Origin of the sequence: uncultured Oceanicoccus sp., assembly GCF_963968385.1 — a bacterium.
GTDB lineage: Bacteria > Pseudomonadota > Gammaproteobacteria > Pseudomonadales > Dasaniaceae > Oceanicoccus.
Map to the genome: position 1 here is coordinate 1 of NZ_CAXAHB010000018.1, position 17,395 is coordinate 17,395.

At 45.7% G+C, this 17,395-nt stretch carries 17 protein-coding genes; 14 read left to right on the forward strand and 3 right to left on the reverse strand.

The annotated features are described in order from the left end of the window. The first annotated feature begins 105 nt into the window (after positions 1-105). The 9 genes from AACP44_RS03315 (at position 106) to nqrM (ending at position 9,143) form a co-directional block, all read left to right on the forward strand. A complete protein-coding gene (locus tag AACP44_RS03315; protein ID WP_339338986.1) occupies positions 106-1,569 on the forward strand; it encodes a glyceraldehyde-3-phosphate dehydrogenase in 1,464 nt (487 codons plus the stop codon). A 369-nt stretch (positions 1,570-1,938) separates the two neighbouring features. Then, a complete protein-coding gene (locus AACP44_RS03320) occupies positions 1,939-3,270 on the forward strand; it encodes a Na(+)-translocating NADH-quinone reductase subunit A (RefSeq protein ID WP_339338988.1) in 1,332 nt (443 codons plus the stop codon). Between the two features lie 2 nt (positions 3,271-3,272). Next, a complete protein-coding gene (locus tag AACP44_RS03325; protein ID WP_339338990.1) occupies positions 3,273-4,487 on the forward strand; it encodes an NADH:ubiquinone reductase (Na(+)-transporting) subunit B in 1,215 nt (404 codons plus the stop codon). Beyond that, the gene (locus tag AACP44_RS03330; protein WP_339338992.1) at positions 4,480-5,256 is read left to right on the forward strand and encodes a Na(+)-translocating NADH-quinone reductase subunit C; all 777 of its coding nucleotides are present in this window, start codon (positions 4,480-4,482) and stop codon (positions 5,254-5,256) included. Before AACP44_RS03325 ends, AACP44_RS03330 begins: the two co-directional genes overlap by 8 nt. Beyond that, positions 5,256-5,921: an NADH:ubiquinone reductase (Na(+)-transporting) subunit D gene (locus tag AACP44_RS03335; RefSeq protein ID WP_339338994.1), complete on the forward strand. Its 666-nt coding sequence runs from the start codon at positions 5,256-5,258 to the stop codon at positions 5,919-5,921. Before AACP44_RS03330 ends, AACP44_RS03335 begins: the two co-directional genes overlap by 1 nt. Then, the gene (gene nqrE, locus AACP44_RS03340; RefSeq protein ID WP_339338996.1) at positions 5,921-6,535 is read left to right on the forward strand and encodes an NADH:ubiquinone reductase (Na(+)-transporting) subunit E; all 615 of its coding nucleotides are present in this window, start codon (positions 5,921-5,923) and stop codon (positions 6,533-6,535) included. The genes AACP44_RS03335 and nqrE overlap by 1 nt, the downstream gene beginning before the upstream one ends. A 13-nt stretch (positions 6,536-6,548) precedes the next feature. Next, positions 6,549-7,772 (forward strand): NADH:ubiquinone reductase (Na(+)-transporting) subunit F, encoded by a 1,224-nt coding sequence (gene nqrF, locus AACP44_RS03345; protein WP_339338998.1) that lies wholly within the window; start codon positions 6,549-6,551, stop codon positions 7,770-7,772. 54 nt (positions 7,773-7,826) lie between these two features. After that, positions 7,827-8,819 carry an FAD:protein FMN transferase gene (locus AACP44_RS03350; protein ID WP_339339000.1) on the forward strand — a complete coding sequence of 331 codons (993 nt, stop codon included), beginning with the start codon at positions 7,827-7,829 and terminating at the stop codon, positions 8,817-8,819. Between the two features lie 84 nt (positions 8,820-8,903). After that, positions 8,904-9,143 carry a (Na+)-NQR maturation NqrM gene (nqrM, locus tag AACP44_RS03355; protein ID WP_339339002.1) on the forward strand — a complete coding sequence of 80 codons (240 nt, stop codon included), beginning with the start codon at positions 8,904-8,906 and terminating at the stop codon, positions 9,141-9,143. On the opposite strand, the gene AACP44_RS03360 is transcribed toward nqrM, so the two are convergent. The 3 genes from AACP44_RS03360 to AACP44_RS03370 form a co-directional block, all read right to left on the reverse strand. Then, positions 9,136-9,606: an NfeD family protein gene (locus AACP44_RS03360; protein ID WP_339339003.1), complete on the reverse strand. Its 471-nt coding sequence runs from the start codon at positions 9,604-9,606 to the stop codon at positions 9,136-9,138. The two genes, nqrM and AACP44_RS03360, sit on opposite strands and share 8 nt — an antisense overlap. Positions 9,607-9,610: 4 nt before the next feature. Continuing rightward, a complete protein-coding gene (locus AACP44_RS03365; protein ID WP_339339005.1) occupies positions 9,611-10,594 on the reverse strand; it encodes an SPFH domain-containing protein in 984 nt (327 codons plus the stop codon). A 194-nt stretch (positions 10,595-10,788) separates the two neighbouring features. Then, the gene (locus AACP44_RS03370; RefSeq protein ID WP_339339007.1) at positions 10,789-11,673 is read right to left on the reverse strand and encodes an AraC family transcriptional regulator; all 885 of its coding nucleotides are present in this window, start codon (positions 11,671-11,673) and stop codon (positions 10,789-10,791) included. Positions 11,674-11,866: 193 nt separating this feature from the next. Here AACP44_RS03370 and AACP44_RS03375 point away from each other — a divergent pair, with 193 nt between their 5' ends. The 5 genes from AACP44_RS03375 to mmsB all read left to right on the forward strand — a co-directional run bounded on the left by AACP44_RS03375 (position 11,867) and on the right by mmsB (position 17,366). After that, positions 11,867-13,276: an aldehyde dehydrogenase family protein gene (locus AACP44_RS03375; protein WP_339339009.1), complete on the forward strand. Its 1,410-nt coding sequence runs from the start codon at positions 11,867-11,869 to the stop codon at positions 13,274-13,276. Between the two features lie 37 nt (positions 13,277-13,313). Beyond that, a complete protein-coding gene (locus AACP44_RS03380) occupies positions 13,314-14,474 on the forward strand; it encodes an acyl-CoA dehydrogenase family protein (protein WP_339339011.1) in 1,161 nt (386 codons plus the stop codon). Beyond that, positions 14,471-15,265 carry an enoyl-CoA hydratase gene (locus AACP44_RS03385; protein WP_339339013.1) on the forward strand — a complete coding sequence of 265 codons (795 nt, stop codon included), beginning with the start codon at positions 14,471-14,473 and terminating at the stop codon, positions 15,263-15,265. The genes AACP44_RS03380 and AACP44_RS03385 overlap by 4 nt, the downstream gene beginning before the upstream one ends. 64 nt (positions 15,266-15,329) lie before the next feature. Continuing rightward, positions 15,330-16,442, forward strand: coding sequence for an enoyl-CoA hydratase/isomerase family protein (locus tag AACP44_RS03390; protein ID WP_339339015.1), 1,113 nt, complete (start codon positions 15,330-15,332; stop codon positions 16,440-16,442). Between the two features lie 21 nt (positions 16,443-16,463). Continuing rightward, positions 16,464-17,366, forward strand: coding sequence for a 3-hydroxyisobutyrate dehydrogenase (mmsB, locus tag AACP44_RS03395; RefSeq protein WP_339339017.1), 903 nt, complete (start codon positions 16,464-16,466; stop codon positions 17,364-17,366). Positions 17,367-17,395: the final 29 nt, after the last annotated feature.

The window sequence follows — 17,395 nt, forward strand, 5'->3', positions numbered from 1 at the left end:
CGCGCTTTTTTGGCAAGTCCGATTTTACTGGAACGCTTTTACTTGAAAACTTTTACTTAAAAACTTCTACTTAAAAACTTTTATTTAAAACAAAGGTATCCAACAGTGAGTACTGATAATAATACCCGTAAACGTCCCGATGATTATTTTGGTGATTGGAAAGAGCGTGAGGCCTTGGCCGAAGCTATGATCCCTTTGGTCGGTAAACTTTACCGTAATAGCGTTAAAACCTACGTTTATGGCCAGAATCTAGTTAATCTCTCAGTGCTAGATATTATGAAGGCTCACCGTGCTGTGCGTCAGGTGGAGCAAAATGAACTGTCTGAATTTGAAACCTTTCCGGTGATTAAAGCACTGGCTGACCTGAATCTGGGTATTGCCCATATCGACGCCGGTCGCATTGCAGTTAACTATGAAAACGGCCCAAAGGCTAGCGGCGTTAGTATTGAAGACTTTGTTCGCGAGGAAGTGGCTGAATTAATCAATGATACAACGCCTGCTCCTGAGCCCCGTGACGTGGTGCTTTATGGTTTTGGGCGTATCGGGCGTTTGATGGCTCGCCTACTGATCGAAAAAACTGGCGGTGGCGACAACTTGCGCCTCAAGGCCATTGTTGTCCGTCAAGGTGGCGCCAAAAATGATTTGGTCAAACGCGCTAGCCTACTGCGTCGCGACTCGGTTCATGGGCCGTTTAATGGCACTATTCGTGTCGATGAAGAGCGCAGCTCGTTTGTTGCCAACGGTAATGAAATTAAAGTGATCTACGCCGGCTCTCCTGAAGAGGTAGATTACACAGAGCATGGTATTGATAATGCCATCGTGATTGATAATACCGGTATCTTTAAGGATGCCGAAGGTCTATCCCGTCATCTGCGACCCGGTGCATCAAAAGTTATCTTGACCGCTCCCGGTGCCGATGTACCCAATATCGTCTACGGCATCAACAATGATGTGATTCGCGATGAAGACCGTATTATCTCGGCAGCCAGCTGCACCACCAATGCTATTTCTCCGCCACTAAAGGCCATAGACGATGAATTTGGCATTGTCTCTGGTCATATCGAAACGGTTCACGCTTATACCAACGACCAGAACCTGATTGATAATTATCACAAGGCCGACCGTCGTGGTCGCAGTGCGCCGTTAAATATGGTTATTACCTCTACCGGTGCTGCCAAGGCTGTTGCTAAAGTGTTGCCGGTGATGAAAGGTAAGCTAACCGGTAACGCCATTCGTGTACCCACACCAAATGTATCAATGGCTATTTTAAAGCTGACGCTAGCCAAAGAGACTACCGTGGAAGAGGTAAATGAGTATATGCGCAATATTGCGCTGCATTCTCCACTGCGCAAGCAAGTCGCCTATTCAAACTCGCCTGAAGTCGTTTCCAGCGATTTAGTGGGCTCAAGAGAAGCCTGTATTTATGATTCGGTAGCTACCATCGTCAATGGTAACCAAGTGATTATCTATTGCTGGTATGACAATGAATTTGGCTATAGCTGTCAGGTTCACCGGGTGTTGGAGCAAATGGCCGGTGTTGAATATCGGGTTTTCCCTAAGGAAAGCTAGGTCTAGGCAAATAGTAAAGCCGCCTGTTGGCGGCTTTTTTTTTGGGTGTTAATTTATGCTGTGGCTTTAGCGGCTAGTTATTGATGCCAAACTCCTCGACTATTTTCTGGGCGAATATCGAAAATCACGCTAATAGCTTTCGAATCATGATAAAAACACCTTTTAAATCAACCGAATGCGGTCAGCAACTATGGCATTTTCGCCCCCAGATCTTTATACTTGCGCCAAATTTGGGGGTGTGCCCCTATGGGGGCAGAATATCAACCGAAGCTTAACTATCCTTAGTCTATTTTTAGGTCAAAGGTGAGCTTTTCCGTTGAGTCAGTTCCCACAATCAACGTTTTTAATAATTAAGTGTCAGGCATATCTATGATTAAGATCAGTCGTGGTTTGGACTTGCCTATCTCCGGTGTCCCCGTACAGGCTATTAGCGAGGGGGCGAAAACTCGTTCTGTTGCTCTGGTAGGCTATGACTATATTGGTATGAAGCCAACAATGTCGGTGCAGGTTGGAGATCGAGTCAAAACCGGTCAGTTACTATTTACCGATAAGAAAACCGAAGGAGTGAAATATACATCACCAGCCAGCGGCATTGTATCGGCGATTAATCGCGGTGATAAACGTGTTTTTCAGTCGATTGTTATCGATGTGGAAGGCGATGATTTTGAAACTTTCGAGACCGGTGCTGATATTGATTCACTGGATCGACAGCAGGTAATCGATACCTTGGTTAATTCCGGTCAGTGGACGGCATTGCGTACTCGCCCCTATAGCCGAGTACCAGCGCCGGATTCAGCAGCGACAGCCATCTTTGTTACAGCGATTGATACTCACCCACTAGCCGCTGATCCTGCAGTCATTATTGCCGATCAGGCTGCGGCTTTTGTTGATGGTTTGACTGTCCTCACCAAACTAAATAAAAAAGTATTTGTAGCCACAGCGCCGGGCGGCAATATCTCGACTGGGTCCGCAAAGGTAGAAACCGCTGAATTTGCCGGCCCACATCCCGCCGGTTTGGTTGGCACCCATATGCACTATCTTAACCCAGTCAGTGCTAATAAAGTGGCTTGGTCTATTGGTTATCAAGATGTAATCGCCATTGGTAAGTTGTTTAATGAGGGTAAGCTCTCGGTTGAGCGTGTGGTTGCCTTAGCTGGCCCGCAAGTTGATCAACCGCAACTGGTAAAAACACGTTTAGGTACCGATCTGCAAGAGTTGACGGCGGGTAAATTGAAGCCTGAAAACAACCGTATTATCTCCGGTTCGGTGTTGGGCGGTCGCACAGCTCGCGGCGCTGTTGCGTATCTGGGTCGTTATCATCAGCAGGTTAGCGTAATCAAAGAAGGTGATGAGCGAGAATTTATGGGTTGGTTGTCTCCAGGTGCGTCAAAACATTCAAACCTGGGTATCTACCTCTCGCGCTTTAGCAAAAACAAGTTAATGAATTTCACCACATCGACCAATGGCAGTGAAAGGGCGATGGTCCCTGTAGGCAGCTTTGAGACCATAATGCCATTAGATATTTTGCCCACCCAGTTACTGCGTTCCTTAATTGTCGGTGATACCCAAATGGCACAAGACCTTGGTTGTTTAGAGTTGGATGAAGAAGATCTGGCGCTATGTACCTACGTCTGCTCAGGTAAGTACGAGTATGGTCCAATACTTCGCGATAACCTGACTCGCATCGAGAAGGAGGGTTAATCATGGCGGTAAAATTCCCCGCATTGCGTAAAGCACTGGATGATATGGAGCCGCACTTCCACAAGGGCGGTAAGTACGAAAACTGGTTTGCGCTCTATGAAGCGGTTGACACCATCTTTTATTCACCGAGCTCTACCACCAAAACCACGGCTCATGTGCGTGACGGTGTTGATTTGAAGCGAATCATGATTACTGTCTGGTTTTGTGCTTTCCCAGCCATGCTATTTGGTATGTGGAATATCGGTTTTCAGGCCAATACCATTATCGCAGAGACGGGTATGGCGATGACTGATGATTGGCGTGTTGGCTTGATCACTGCTTTTGCCGGTAACAACCCCGCCAGTATCTGGGATAATTTCTGGTATGGCTTTATGTACTTTATCCCCGTTTACGCCGTAACCTTTATTGTCGGCGGTTTCTGGGAAGTGCTATTTGCCATGAAGCGCGGCCATGAAGTGAATGAAGGCTTCTTTGTTACCTCTATATTGTTCGCGCTGATTTGTCCCCCCTCGATTCCCTTGTGGCAGGTTGCTTTAGGTATCACCTTTGGTGTGGTGGTCGGTAAAGAAGTCTTCGGTGGTACCGGTAAAAACTTCCTTAATCCGGCATTAACCGGCCGTGCTTTCTTATTCTTTGCCTACCCCGCGTCGATATCTGGTGATGCCGTATGGACAGCGGTTGATGGCTATACCGGTGCAACGGCATTATCGGTCGTGGCCAGTGACGGTGTTACTGCCTTACAAAACTCACTGACCTGGTGGGATTCTTTTGCCGGCTTTGAAACGGGTTCTATGGGTGAAACCTCAGCCTTGGCGATTCTGTTAGGTGGTGTAGTATTACTCTGGACTCGGATAGCGTCATGGCGAATTGTGACTGGCGTTATGCTAGGTATGGTTGCGTTGTCATCGTTGCTGAACTTAATTGGTTCGCAGACCAACCCGATGTTTGCCATGCCTTGGTACTGGCATTTAACTATTGGCGGCTTTGCCTTTGGGATGATCTTTATGGCGACTGATCCAGTATCTGCGTCTATGACCAATACCGGTAAGTGGTTCTATGGCGCCTTGATTGGTGTGATGGTGGTGCTGATTCGTGTGGTTAACCCTGCATTCCCTGAAGGTATGATGTTAGCGATTCTGTTTGCTAACTTGTTCTCTCCGGTGATCGACCATTTTGTCGTGCAGGCTAACATTAAACGGAGGCTCGCCCGTGGCTAATAAAGAAACTATCGCCAAAACGGTTGCTGTGGCACTGGTACTTTGTATTGTTTGTTCATTGGTAGTTTCCAGTGCGGCGGTATTATTAAAAGGCCAGCAGGATGCCAACAAAAAGTTGGATCGCTACAGCAATATCCTAGCGGCAGCAGGGCTGTTAGATCCTGAAGAAAATATTGAAGAGCAATATAACAGGCTGATCACTGCGAAAGTCGTAGATCTGGATACCGGTCGCTATACCGATGCCGTTGATGCAGCCAGCTTTGATCAACGTCGCGCTGCTAAAGACGCTAACTTGTCAGCAGCGCTAAGTGCAGATGATGATTTGGCAAAAATTTCACGTCGCGAAAATTACTCCATGGTTTATCTGGTTGTCACCAATGGTGAGATTGAAAAGATTATCTTGCCGGTTCGCGGTTATGGACTGTGGTCCACCATGCGCGGATTCTTAGCCTTGGAAAACGATGGCAATACCATTGCTGGTTTAGGTTTTTCTGAGCATGGTGAAACACCGGGGCTAGGCGGTGAAATTGACAATCCAAAATGGAAAGCGCTATGGCCCGGCAAAAAAGTCTATCAAAATGATGATGTGGCGGTGGGCTTGATTAAAGGCTCAGTGACTCCCGGCAGTGCTAATGCCGATTACGAAGTTGATGGTCTGGCCGGTGCGACCTTGACCAGTCGTGGTGTTACCAATCTTGTACACTTTTGGTTGGGTGAACAGGGTTTTCAGAAGTTCCTCAACAATTTACGTTTAGGGGAGGCAGGATAATGTCTACGGTTAAGGATTCATTAGTCGATCCGATCTTTAAAAATAATCCGATAGCCTTACAGGTTCTGGGTATTTGTTCTGCGCTGGCGGTAACTTCAAGTCTGAAAGTGACTTTGGTTATGTGTATGTCGGTGATCGTGGTTTGTGCTTGTTCCAATACCTGTATTTCTTTAATTCGTCATGTTATCCCCAATAGCATTCGGATTATTGTACAAATGGTTATTATCGCTTCATTGGTTATTGTGGTTGACCAAGTGTTAAAGGCCTATTTCTATGAAATCAGCAAGCAGTTATCAGTTTTTGTTGGTTTGATTATCACTAACTGTATTGTTATGGGGCGTGCAGAAGCCTTTGCCATGAAAAATTCGCCACTACCGAGTTTTTTTGATGGCTTGGGTAATGGTTTGGGCTATTCAGTTATTTTGATTGCCATCGCCTTTGTGCGTGAGCTGTTTGGCTCTGGCAAACTATTCGGTATTGAGATTTTACCACTCGTTAATGATGGAGGTTGGTATCAGCCAAACGGTTTGTTACTACTCCCTCCAAGCGCGTTTTTCCTGATTGGTTTGTTTATCTGGGCACTGCGTTCATGGAAAAAAGACCAAGTCGAGGAATCTGAATTTAAGATTACTGCGAATACTACTAACGCGCAGGAGGCTTTGTAATGGAGCATTATCTAAGTTTATTTGTCCGTGCGGTCTTTATCGACAATATGGCCTTAAGCTTCTTTCTGGGTATGTGTACCTTATTGGCACTCTCCAAAAAGATGCAAGCAGCTATCGGCTTGGGTATTGCTGTTATTGTGGTACTGGCAATTACGGTGCCGGTTAACTATGTCATCTATAACTTCTTATTAAAAGAAGGTGCATTGGTGTGGTTAAGTCCGGATTTTGCTGATGTGGATCTAAGCTTTTTGGGTCTGCTGAGTTATATCGGTGTTATTGCAGCGTTGGTGCAAATCCTTGAAATGTTCTTGGATAAATTTGTCCCTGCTTTATATAACGCTCTGGGTGTGTTCTTGCCCTTAATTACCGTTAACTGCGCGATCATGGGTGCCTCATTGTTTATGGTTGAACGTGATTATGACCTCGGTGAGTCAGTGGTTTTCGGTATTGGCTCCGGTGTTGGTTGGGCATTAGCCATTATATTGTTAGCCGGTATCCGTGAAAAAATGAAATACAGCGATGTACCTGATGGCCTGCAAGGCTTAGGTATTACGTTTATTACAGTTGGTTTGATGTCGTTAGGCTTTATGTCTTTCGGCGGCATCGATCTATAAGAGGCGTATTAGTATGAATCCGGAAATTGTTCTCGCCCTCGGCGTAGGGATGTTTACAGTCGTCGTTATCTCTTTGGTGGCGGTGATCTTATTTGCCCGAGCGCGTATGGTAAGTTCAGGCAATGTGGTTATTGATATTAACGGCAAGAAATCAATCTCCGTACCGGCGGGTGATAAATTACTACAAACGCTGGCTTCTAACGATATTTTCCTCGCTTCGGCTTGTGGTGGCGGTGGTAGTTGTGCGCAGTGTAAGTGTATTGTAAACGACGGCGGCGGTTCTATGCTGCCAACAGAAGAGCCCCATTTTACCCCTCGTGAATCCCGTGAAGGTTGGCGCCTATCCTGTCAGGCTCCGGTTAAGCAGGATATGAAGATTGAAGTGCCGGAAGAAGTGTTCGGTATTAAACAATGGGAGTGTACCGTTGAAAGCAATCCCAATGTGGCGACTTTTATCAAAGAACTAACCCTGAGATTGCCTGAAGGCGAAAGCGTTGATTTCCGTGCCGGTGGTTATGTGCAGCTTGAAGCGCCTGCGCACCATATCAAGTACAGTGACTTTGATGTGGGTGAAGAATATAAGGCTGACTGGGAGCGTTTTGGTTTCTTCGAAGTTGAGTCTAAAGTTGATCAGCCAATTATCCGTGCCTACTCAATGGCAAACTACCCAGAGGAAAAAGGGGTTGTTAAATTCAATATCCGCTGTGCCACACCTCCGCCAAATGACTTAAGCTTGCCTGCTGGTCAAATGTCTTCCTGGGTGTTTAGTTTAAAGCCTGGCGACAAGGTCACTGTGTTCGGTCCATTTGGTGAGTTTTTTGCCAAAGATACCGATACAGAAATGGTCTTTATTGGCGGTGGTGCCGGTATGGCACCCATGCGTTCGCATATTTTCGATCAGCTTAAGCGTATCGGTACCGACCGCAAGGTATCGTTTTGGTATGGCGCGCGTTCGTTGCGTGAAGTGTTTTATGCGGATGAATATGATGCTCTGGCAGAGGAATTTCCAAATTTTACTTGGCACTTGGCACTTAGTGATGCACAGCCAGAAGATAACTGGACCGGCATGACCGGTTTTATTCACAATGTGGTGCATGATAACTATCTGGCTAATCACTCTGCACCGGAAGATTGTGAGTTTTATATGTGTGGACCACCGATGATGAACTCGGCGGTTATTAATATGTTGCACAGCTTGGGTGTGGAAAATGAAAGCATTATGCTGGATGAATTCTAAATACTAACAATGAATCTAGTGATAAAAAAAATAAGAGCAGCTTGGCTGCTCTTTTTGTTTGTCTTGCTACTGGCAGCTTGTGGTCATGATGACAGAGACTATTTTACCCTCGCTGGCTCAACCATGGGTACTACCTACCATATTACTGTGCTCGAAATTGAGGGCAGTCAGAGTAATAAAGAGGCATTGCAGCAGGCAATTGATCAGCAGTTACTGTTAATCAACCAACAAATGTCGACTTATCAAAATGATTCAGAGCTTGTCGGATTTAATCAGGCCTTGGTCGGTGAGTGGGTTAATGTGAGTGCGAACCTGTTTGATATTTTAGTCATGAGCATGGAATTGGCTTGGCTGACCGGTGGCGCTTTTGATATTACCGTTGGATCATTGGTTAATCTTTGGGGCTTTGGTCCCAATGGTGTGGATATGCCTGCAAAAGTGCCTGCTGCTGATCAAATTAAAGCGTTATTAGCGCGTAGCGGTTTTCAATCCATTGAATTAGGTTTGAAAGATCGCAGTATTCGTAAAACCAAACCAGTGGTACTAGATCTGTCGGGCATTGCCAAGGGCTATGGTGTCGATAAAGTCGCTGAGCTATTAGCCTATGCCGGTTATACCGACTTTATGGTCGAGATTGGTGGTGAACTGAGAGTGGCGGGCAATAGTCCTCGGGGTACGCCGTGGCGTATAGCCATAGAACAGCCCGATGCTGGTGCCTTTGGTCAAGTCAACAAAACGGTGCAGGTGAGTGGCGTTGCAGTGGCCACATCGGGAGATTACCGTAATTACTTTGAACAGGATGGTAAGCGTTACTCGCACACTATTGATCCCAGAACGGGTTATCCCATTGATCATTCACTAGCGTCCATTACGGTAATAGCCGAGTCTTCAGCCTATGCCGACGGCTTAGCCACGGCATTGAATGTGTTAGGTGCTAAACAAGCCTTATCGTTAGCTGAGCAGCAGGGCTTGGCTATTTTTATGCTAGTGAAAACCGAGCAGGGGTTTGAGGCCCAATATAGCGAGGCTTTTAAAGCCTATCTGTAATAGTCAGGCTGGCGGCTAGTCAGGGTCTGAAGTAGAATAACGGCATTGGTGTGCGCACTAATTGATTAAAGTAAGGTTATTGATATGACTACAATACTTCTCGCATTTGGACTCATGCTAATTGTCATTACCATTATGGCGGTGGGCGTGATTCTTTCTAACAAGCCCATAAAGGGCTCCTGTGGCGGTCTTAGTGCTTTGGGTATGAAAGAGTCCTGTATGATCTGTGGTGGTGATGAAACCCAATGGAGAAAAGAAGTCGAGATTCTCGGTAAGGCTGATTTAGCTTATGATGTGATGGCCGAGCAACCCAAGTCTAGTTAGCCGTAGTCACAATCATCACATTGCCATTCACGGCAATAATCATACACCGTTGTCCCTCAGCAATAGTGTCGACTGAACAATCAGCATCAAGTCGAGCATTCCAATCAATCCCCGAATAGCGAATAGTTCCGCCGCTATTGCTAACCTCACTGGACGATTGCACAATCTGCCCAATCATATCGCTGCTGGTATCAGTGCCGCTGCCACTATTTTGCAAATTCTTTAATGGCCTCCAAAGCACAATAGCGATCGTTGCAGTTAGCACACCCACCACTAAAATTTCACTTTCCCAGCCAGTAATTACACCTGTACTAACCAGTATGCCGGTAATAAAACTGGCGATAGCAAAAAATAACAGCGGTCCACCCAGGCCCATGATTGTAAGCTCAATAATAAAGCTAACGCCGGAGAGCAAAAACAACAGTCGGGCATGGTCGTCTAAAAAGTATTGAACAATATCCATAGCATTACTCTTGCATTTGAGGCTTATTAATCGCATTGGAAACCGCGATGGCTTGGGCGACAGTGTTGGAGATATTGTCGCCAGTTTTTCCATCGGAAAGTACCAGAGTACTTTCATCGGCGATAGCTTTGTGGGCGGCAATGGCATCTTGAGCAATACTTAATACAACCGCCTTTTCGCCTTCACGGGTTGCAGCAGCTTGGCCCACTTTTTCAAGAGCCTCGGCTTCGGCGATGGCAACCAGACGAATAGCCTCGGCTTTACCCGTTGCCTCCAATATCTGAGCCTCTTTATCAGCTTCTGCTGCCAGCACTTGTTCTTGCTTGGCGGCTTCTGCATCTAGAACACGCGCCTGCTTTTGACCTTCAGCTTCGGTAATGGCAGCCGTTTTAACGCCTTCGGCCGTGAGAATAACCGAACGCTTTTCCCGCTCTGCCGTCATTTGTTTTTCCATATCTTCACGGATTGACTGCGGTGGTGAAATATCTTTGATCTCGTAGCGGGTGACCATAACGCCCCATGGCTGGGTGGCTTCAGTCATGGCTGCCAGAATAGTGGCGTTAATCGTATCTCGGCTCTGGAAGCACTCATCAAGCTCCATCGAGCCGATAGCGTTACGCATAGTGGTCATGGCAAGCTGGATAACGGCCATTTTATAATCGGTGACATTGTTGGTGGCAGCGCCAGCATCGGTGACTTTCATAAATAGAATGCCGTCGATATTTAGCGAGATATTATCCTTGGTGATGGCCGATTGAGAGCTGATATCAAGCGATTGTTCTTTTAGGTTGCGGTCGGCTGCGACACTCTGCACAAAGGGGATAATAAAGTTAAGCCCAGCACTTAAAGTTTTATCGTATTTACCGAGAGTATAAATAACATAGCCGCGGTTTTGCGGCACAAAGTAAATACCTTTCTTTAGGGTAAATAGCACAATGATGGTGATCCAAACCCATGGGCTTGAAATTAAGCTTGCAGCGAAATCCATAATGTTATTCCTTTAGCTATAAGACCTTAATAAGTGATTGTTAGGTTGAGACTAATGTATGGCATCGGAGGTAATGTAACAAGTTTTTTGTCATTAATCATTTGTAATAGAGGAATGATTATGAATCAGATAATCGAAATAATTAATGAATATTGACCTATGTCAGGCAATGGTAAAATTTTCTGCAAACGGTCTTATCCGCGCTTTAACTGACGATATTCGCTCGGTGAAAGTCCCATTATTTTTTTAAACAAACGAGAAAAATAATAACTGTCATCATAGCCCAAATTTTGACTGATAGTCTTAATGCTATTACCTGAAATATCCAATAAAAAGCAAGCATGCTCCATTTTAAGGTGAAGAAAGTGCTGGATAGGGGATTGGCCCGTTATCGCCTTATACTTACTGGAAAAGTGATACTTGGATAAATTAACTTTTTCAGCGAGTTCTTCCAATGCTAATTGGCCATGCAGTTTTTCTTGCATTAGTGCATGAACCGCCGATAAATCAAAATATGCCCCTTGTCGGGTTTTGATGGCGGGATGGTTGCTGCCCAAATAGCTGAGCATTTGCTTCAGTAGATTACTGGCATGGATAAAACTGCGCTGGTTATAACCGGTTTGTCGCACGCCTAATAAGATCTCAAAGTCGCTAACGATTTTGGCGTGGCTGGCGGGATTTAAAATGGCTAGATTCTGCTGAGCAGTTAATAATGGTTCTAAAAACTGGTTGCTGAGCTCTCCAGTAAAATGAACCCAGTAAATACTCCAAGGCCTATCAACTTTTGCCTGATATTGGTGGGGAGTCCCTTTCGGTAGCACTACAATGTCACCGGCCTGAATAGTTAATGATGCATTATCGGCCTCGACGGTACCTTCCCCATCCGTACAGAAAATCAGCAAATGATCCTGATGTTGCTGTCTTGCCATCCGGTGACCAAAGGCATACGGATAATACCCGATAGCTACCGGATAACAGTCTTTGGTCAAGGGGTGCTCAGTGAGTGCGTGGACCATAAATTCAGGCACTATAAACCTGATTCCGTCACGAGAGAGTGGCCACTGAGAGGTGGTACTCATCTTAAGCCCCTGATATGCATCGATTAATCCTTTTTGGCTATGTGTTTCCTTGTGTTTAATTACCGCAATATAGTCCATTATTTTCGCAATTAAATCAATTCTTGCCATGCTTTACATATGCTAACTTGGTCGTTGAAGAAAGTAGATCCGTTGAGCCTTTTAATCTTGAGCCTTTGAATAAGGGATACTCATTATGACTACCGGCCAGATAATAGATCCGCAAGCTGAAATAGCCGCATTGATTGCCCGCTCACGTAAGGCTCAGGCTCAGATTGAAAGTTACACCCAAGAACAGGTCGATGAATTGATAGCTGGGATGGTGTGGTCTGTAGCGCGACAAGATATGTCTGAAAAGATCGCCCAGTTTACCGTGGAGGAAACTCAGCTGGGTAACTACGACGGTAAATTCCTTAAAATCAATCGCAAAACCCGCGCTGCTTTATATGACATTATTGGTGATAAATCAGTCGGTGTTATTGAGGAAGATAAAGCGCGCAATCTTATAAAAATCGCCAAGCCAATTGGTGTTATTGGTGCGTTAACGCCATGTACTAACCCAGAAGCTACCCCTGTGATCAAAGCGATTTCAGCGGTTAAGGGCCGCAACTCAATTATTATCGCACCTCATCCGCGTTCAGCACTCACCAACAAAATGATCTGTGATTTAATGCGTATGGCGTTAGGCAAATTGGGTGCGCCGGAAGATTTGGTTATCGCTATTGATGCACCATCACTGGAGACCACTGACGAACTGATGAAGCAGTGTGACCGTATTCTAGCTACCGGCGGTGCACCGATGGTCAAAGCGGCTTACTCAAGCGGAACTCCAGCTCTGGGAGTCGGTGCCGGCAATGCCTGTATCACCGTTGATGACAGTGCCAATCTGGATGAAGCGGCAGAAAAAATTCGTATTTCCAAAACACTGGATTTGGCCGCATCCTGTTCTTCCGATAACAGCGTTATTGTATTGGAATCTGTTTATGATCAACTGTTGGAAAAGCTACAGGCCGAAGGTGGTTATCTTGTTTCAGCCGATGAAAAAATTAAACTGCAAAAAATCATCTGGGAAGATGGTCATATTGCCCCGCGCATTGTTGCCCAGCCAGCTTCCAGCCTTGCCAGCATGGCGGGTTTTGACCTTGCGGCTAATAAAACATTCTTTATCGTGCCAGAAACCGGTGCCGGCCAGGACTATCCCTTTTCCGGTGAAAAAATGTCAGTCACCATGGCCTTCTATAAGGTGAAAGATATTGATGAAGCCATTGCATTAACCAATAAAATCCAATCCTATCAAGGTCAAGGTCATTCCTGTGGTATTTACTCAAACAATGATGACAATATTCTCAAGTTTGGTTTAAACACCAAAACGTCCCGCGTTATGGTCAATCAGCCACAAGCGCCTTCCAATAGCGGTAATTTATGGAATGGTATGCGACAAACCTTCTCATTGGGCTGTGGCTCATGGGGCAATAACAGCACCAATAATAATATTACTTGGGAGGATCTTATCAACGTCACATGGATCTCTAAGCCGTTGGCGACCGCTAAGGTGTTGCCTGATGACAAGCAGTTATTTGGCTCAGTGATTGAAAAGTTAAGCTAACGTAACCCACCTTATTAATTAACTGGTTTGATAAAATATGGACTTTAATTTAAACGAACAACAACTTGCCTTTCAAAAGGCTGCCCGTTCATTTGCAGACGGTGTTTTTGCGCCCAATGCCGCACTCTGGGATGCCAAGCATTTGTTTCCAAAAGATGCGCTGAAGCAGGCAGGTGAATTAGGCTTTATGGGGATTTATACGCCGGAAGAGGCGGGTGGTTTAGGGCTTGGACGTTTGGATACCAGTTTTATTGTCGAAGAGCTGGCCAGAGGCTGCACCTCTACCGCAGCCTTTTTAACCATTCATAATATGGCTACCAATATGATTGCCCGCTATGGTTCATCGGCAGTGGTAGAGCAGTGGTGCCCGCAGTTGGTCGGTGGCGAAAAACTGGCTTCATACTGTTTGACAGAGCCGGGTGCAGGTTCCGATGCCGCTTCTTTGCGCAGTACGGCAAAGCGCGACGGCGATGACTATATCGTTAATGGCAGTAAAATGTTTATTTCCGGTGCTGGTGAAACTGATATGTTGGTGGTTATGCTACGCACCGGTGAAGAAGGGCCGAAGGGTATTTCAGCCTTTGCCATACCGGCAAATTTACCGGGTATTGAGTACGGCAAAAAAGAACAAAAAATGGGCTGGAACTCACAGCCCACAGCGGCGATTAGTTTTGATCATGTGCGTATACCCGCTGATTATCGGTTAGGTGTTGAGGGGCAGGGTTTTGCCATCGCCATGGAAGGCTTAGATGGTGGTCGTATCAATATTGCTACTTGTTCAGTGGGTACGGCGCAAGCTGCCTTGGAGGCCGCTACCGCCTATACACAGGAGCGTCAACAGTTTGGCAAATCGATTGCTGATTTTCAAAACACCCAATTTAAGTTGGCTGATATGACCACCGATCTGGTTGCGGCCAGACAGATGATTAGATTGGCTGCCTTTAAGTTGGATAATAAAGAACCAGATGCCACGACATACTGCGCTATGGCGAAACGCTTTGCCACCGATAGCTGCTTTAATATCTGTAATGATGCTTTGCAATTGCATGGTGGATATGGCTATATCAAGGAATATCCTCTGGAGCGCTATATGCGCGATAGTCGCGTACATCAAATCCTCGAAGGGACTAACGAAATTATGCGAGTGATTATTTCTCGCCGTTTATTACTAGAAGGTGCGTTGGAGATAATTCGATGACAGATAGTTTGAATTTGGAAAAGCAATTGATTTTAGAAAAAAAAGGCCACATAGCATTACTGACACTCAATAATCCACCAGCACATACTTGGACCCCTGAAAGTCTGCTTGAGCTGATTGACATTGTTGAGGCGCTAAATGCTGATAAAGATAACTACGCCTTAGTGATTACTGGCGGCGGTGAAAAATTCTTTTCTGCTGGCGCTGATCTCAAACGCTTTGACCATGATGATAAAGCCAAGTCGTTTGATTTTTCCAATGCCTTCGGTCGCTCTTTTGAAACCCTAACTAATTATAACGGCGTCTCTATAGCCGCTATTAATGGTTTTGCTATGGGTGGTGGTTTAGAAGTTGCGTTAGCCTGTGATATTCGTATTGCTGAAGCTCATGCGCAAATGGCCTTGCCCGAGTGTGCCGTAGGTTTATTGCCCTGTGGTCTGGGTAGTCAGCATCTATCATGGTTGGTAGGTGAGCAGTGGGCCAAACGTATGATTCTATTGGGCGAGCGTCTTACAGCCGATAAGGCGTTAGCAATAGGCTTAATCTCAGAGCTGGTTGACAGTGGTGCCGTGGTAGAAAAAGCATTGGAGCTGGCTGCCAAAGTAGAAAATCAAAGCCCGACTTCAGTGCGTTATAGCAAAGAGCTAATTATGGCGGCCCGTTCACAGCCGCTGACTACCGCTTTCGCTACCGAGCGCGAACAATTTGTAAAACTGTGGTATAGCCAAGACCAAAAAGAAGGGGTCAGCGCTTTTCTAGAAAAGCGTAAACCTAAATGGAAAAATGATTAGTGCGAATTAAAGTTCATTGCCCCTATTAACTATCAGTTCCTATTATCCAGTTGCAGGAAAATTAATGACCTCTCCCGTTTTATTCGAAACATTGACTACCGCAAATAATAAAAAATTTGCTATTGCGACATTAAATCAACAGCAAACCCTTAATTCGCTTAGTAGAGAAATGGTTGGCCAGCTGTCAGCTCAGCTATTGAAGTGGCAGGATGATGATCAGATTGTCGCTGTCATGTTACAAGGTGCCGGTGAAAAGGCATTTTGTGCTGGCGGTGATATTCAGCAACTCTATCACTCAGCGATCCAGAATCCCGGTGGTCCCTGTCAGTATGCTGAGGATTTCTTTGAGCATGAATATGCATTGGATTACCTGATTCACCAATATAAAAAGCCAATGCTATGCTGGGGTCATGGTATCGTTATGGGTGGTGGTTTAGGTTTAATGGCCGGCTGTCGTCACCGTATTGTGACCGAAAAAACACGTATGGCTATGCCGGAAATTACCATCGGTTTATACCCTGATGTTGGTGGAAGCTGGTTTTTAAATCGCGCGCCAGGTCGTACCGGCTTATATCTAGCATTAACCGCCGCTTCAATGAATGCCACTGATTGTTTGTTTGTTGGCTATGGTGATTACTTTGTTGAACATAAGCTTAAAGAATCTGTTATTGATCAGCTGTTAACACTGGATTGGTCTGCCGAAAGTCATAGCGATTCGGTAGCGATTGATAGTTTGCTGGCAGTGATATCGACACAAAGTGATAGCGTCAGGCCGCCAGCTAATATCGAACCACATTTTGACATTATCCAGCAGTTCACCGATTACGATAATTTGCCTGATATTGTTGAAGCAATTACATCTTATCAAACAGCAGATCAATGGTTAAACAAAGGTGCAGCCGCTTTAGCCCATGGTTCGGCCCTGAGTGCCTGTAATATCTACCAAGCACTGCAGCAAGCTAAATCCATGACATTGGCAGAGGTTTTCCAGTTTGAATTGGTTTTAAGCACCAATATCGTTCGCCATCCGGAATTTGCGGAGGGCGTGCGCGCCTTATTGATTGATAAAGATCAACAACCACGTTGGCTGTTTGATACCGTAAATGCGGTGCCCTCGAGTCTATTAAAGCAAATGATTACACCACCGTGGCCTAAAAATCCTCTAGCAATTTTGTAAAAAAATAGCAGGAGAAAAACAATGTCTAGTATCGCCTTTATTGGTCTGGGAAATATGGGTGGCCCGATGGCGGCCAATTTATTAAAGGCCGGTCATAAGGTGACGGTATTTGATTTGAGTGCGGATGCGGTTAAACGGTTAACTGATGCGGGTGCCAGTTCGGCTGCTGCTGTTGCCGATGCAGCCAAAGATGTTGACGTCGTTGTCACCATGTTGCCCGCCGGGCGTCATGTTGAAAATGTCTATTTGGGTGATAAAGGCTTATTAAGCAGTGTTAAACCAACCACCTTGTTGTTAGATTCCAGCACTATCGACGCCGCTGCGGCGCGAAAAGTGGCCGCCGCTGTTGAAGCGAAAAATATTGATATGATGGATGCGCCGGTTTCCGGTGGCGTGGCCGCTGCGGCCGCTGGGACTTTGGCGTTTATGTGCGGTGGTTCTAAGCAAGCTTTTGCCAGAGCCAAACCGATTTTAGCCAGTATGGGTAAAAATATTTTTCACGCTGGAGGTAGCGGTGCAGGGCAGGTGGCTAAAGTTTGTAACAATATGTTGCTATCAGTACTGATGGTGGGCACTTGTGAAGCATTGCGTCTAGGTGTAGATAACGGCCTGGATGCTGCAAAACTTTCGGAAATTATGTTGGCCAGTTCTGGGCGTAACTGGACGCTAGAAGTCTATAACCCTTGTCCTGGAGTGATGGCAACAGCGCCTGCCAGTAATGATTTTAATCCGGGCTTTATGGTTGATCTAATGTGCAAAGATTTAGGTCTGGCAATGGATACCGCTGTTTTGACGCAATCTTCGACTCCCATGGGCGCGTTGGCACGCAGTCTTTATGTTGCACATCAATCTAATGGCCATGGCCAGAAAGACTTTTCCAGTATTATTGAATTGCTTGGCAAGTCGATAAATGAGCCCGCCTAAATGGCGAATAAGTGGATATTTTAAGCCAA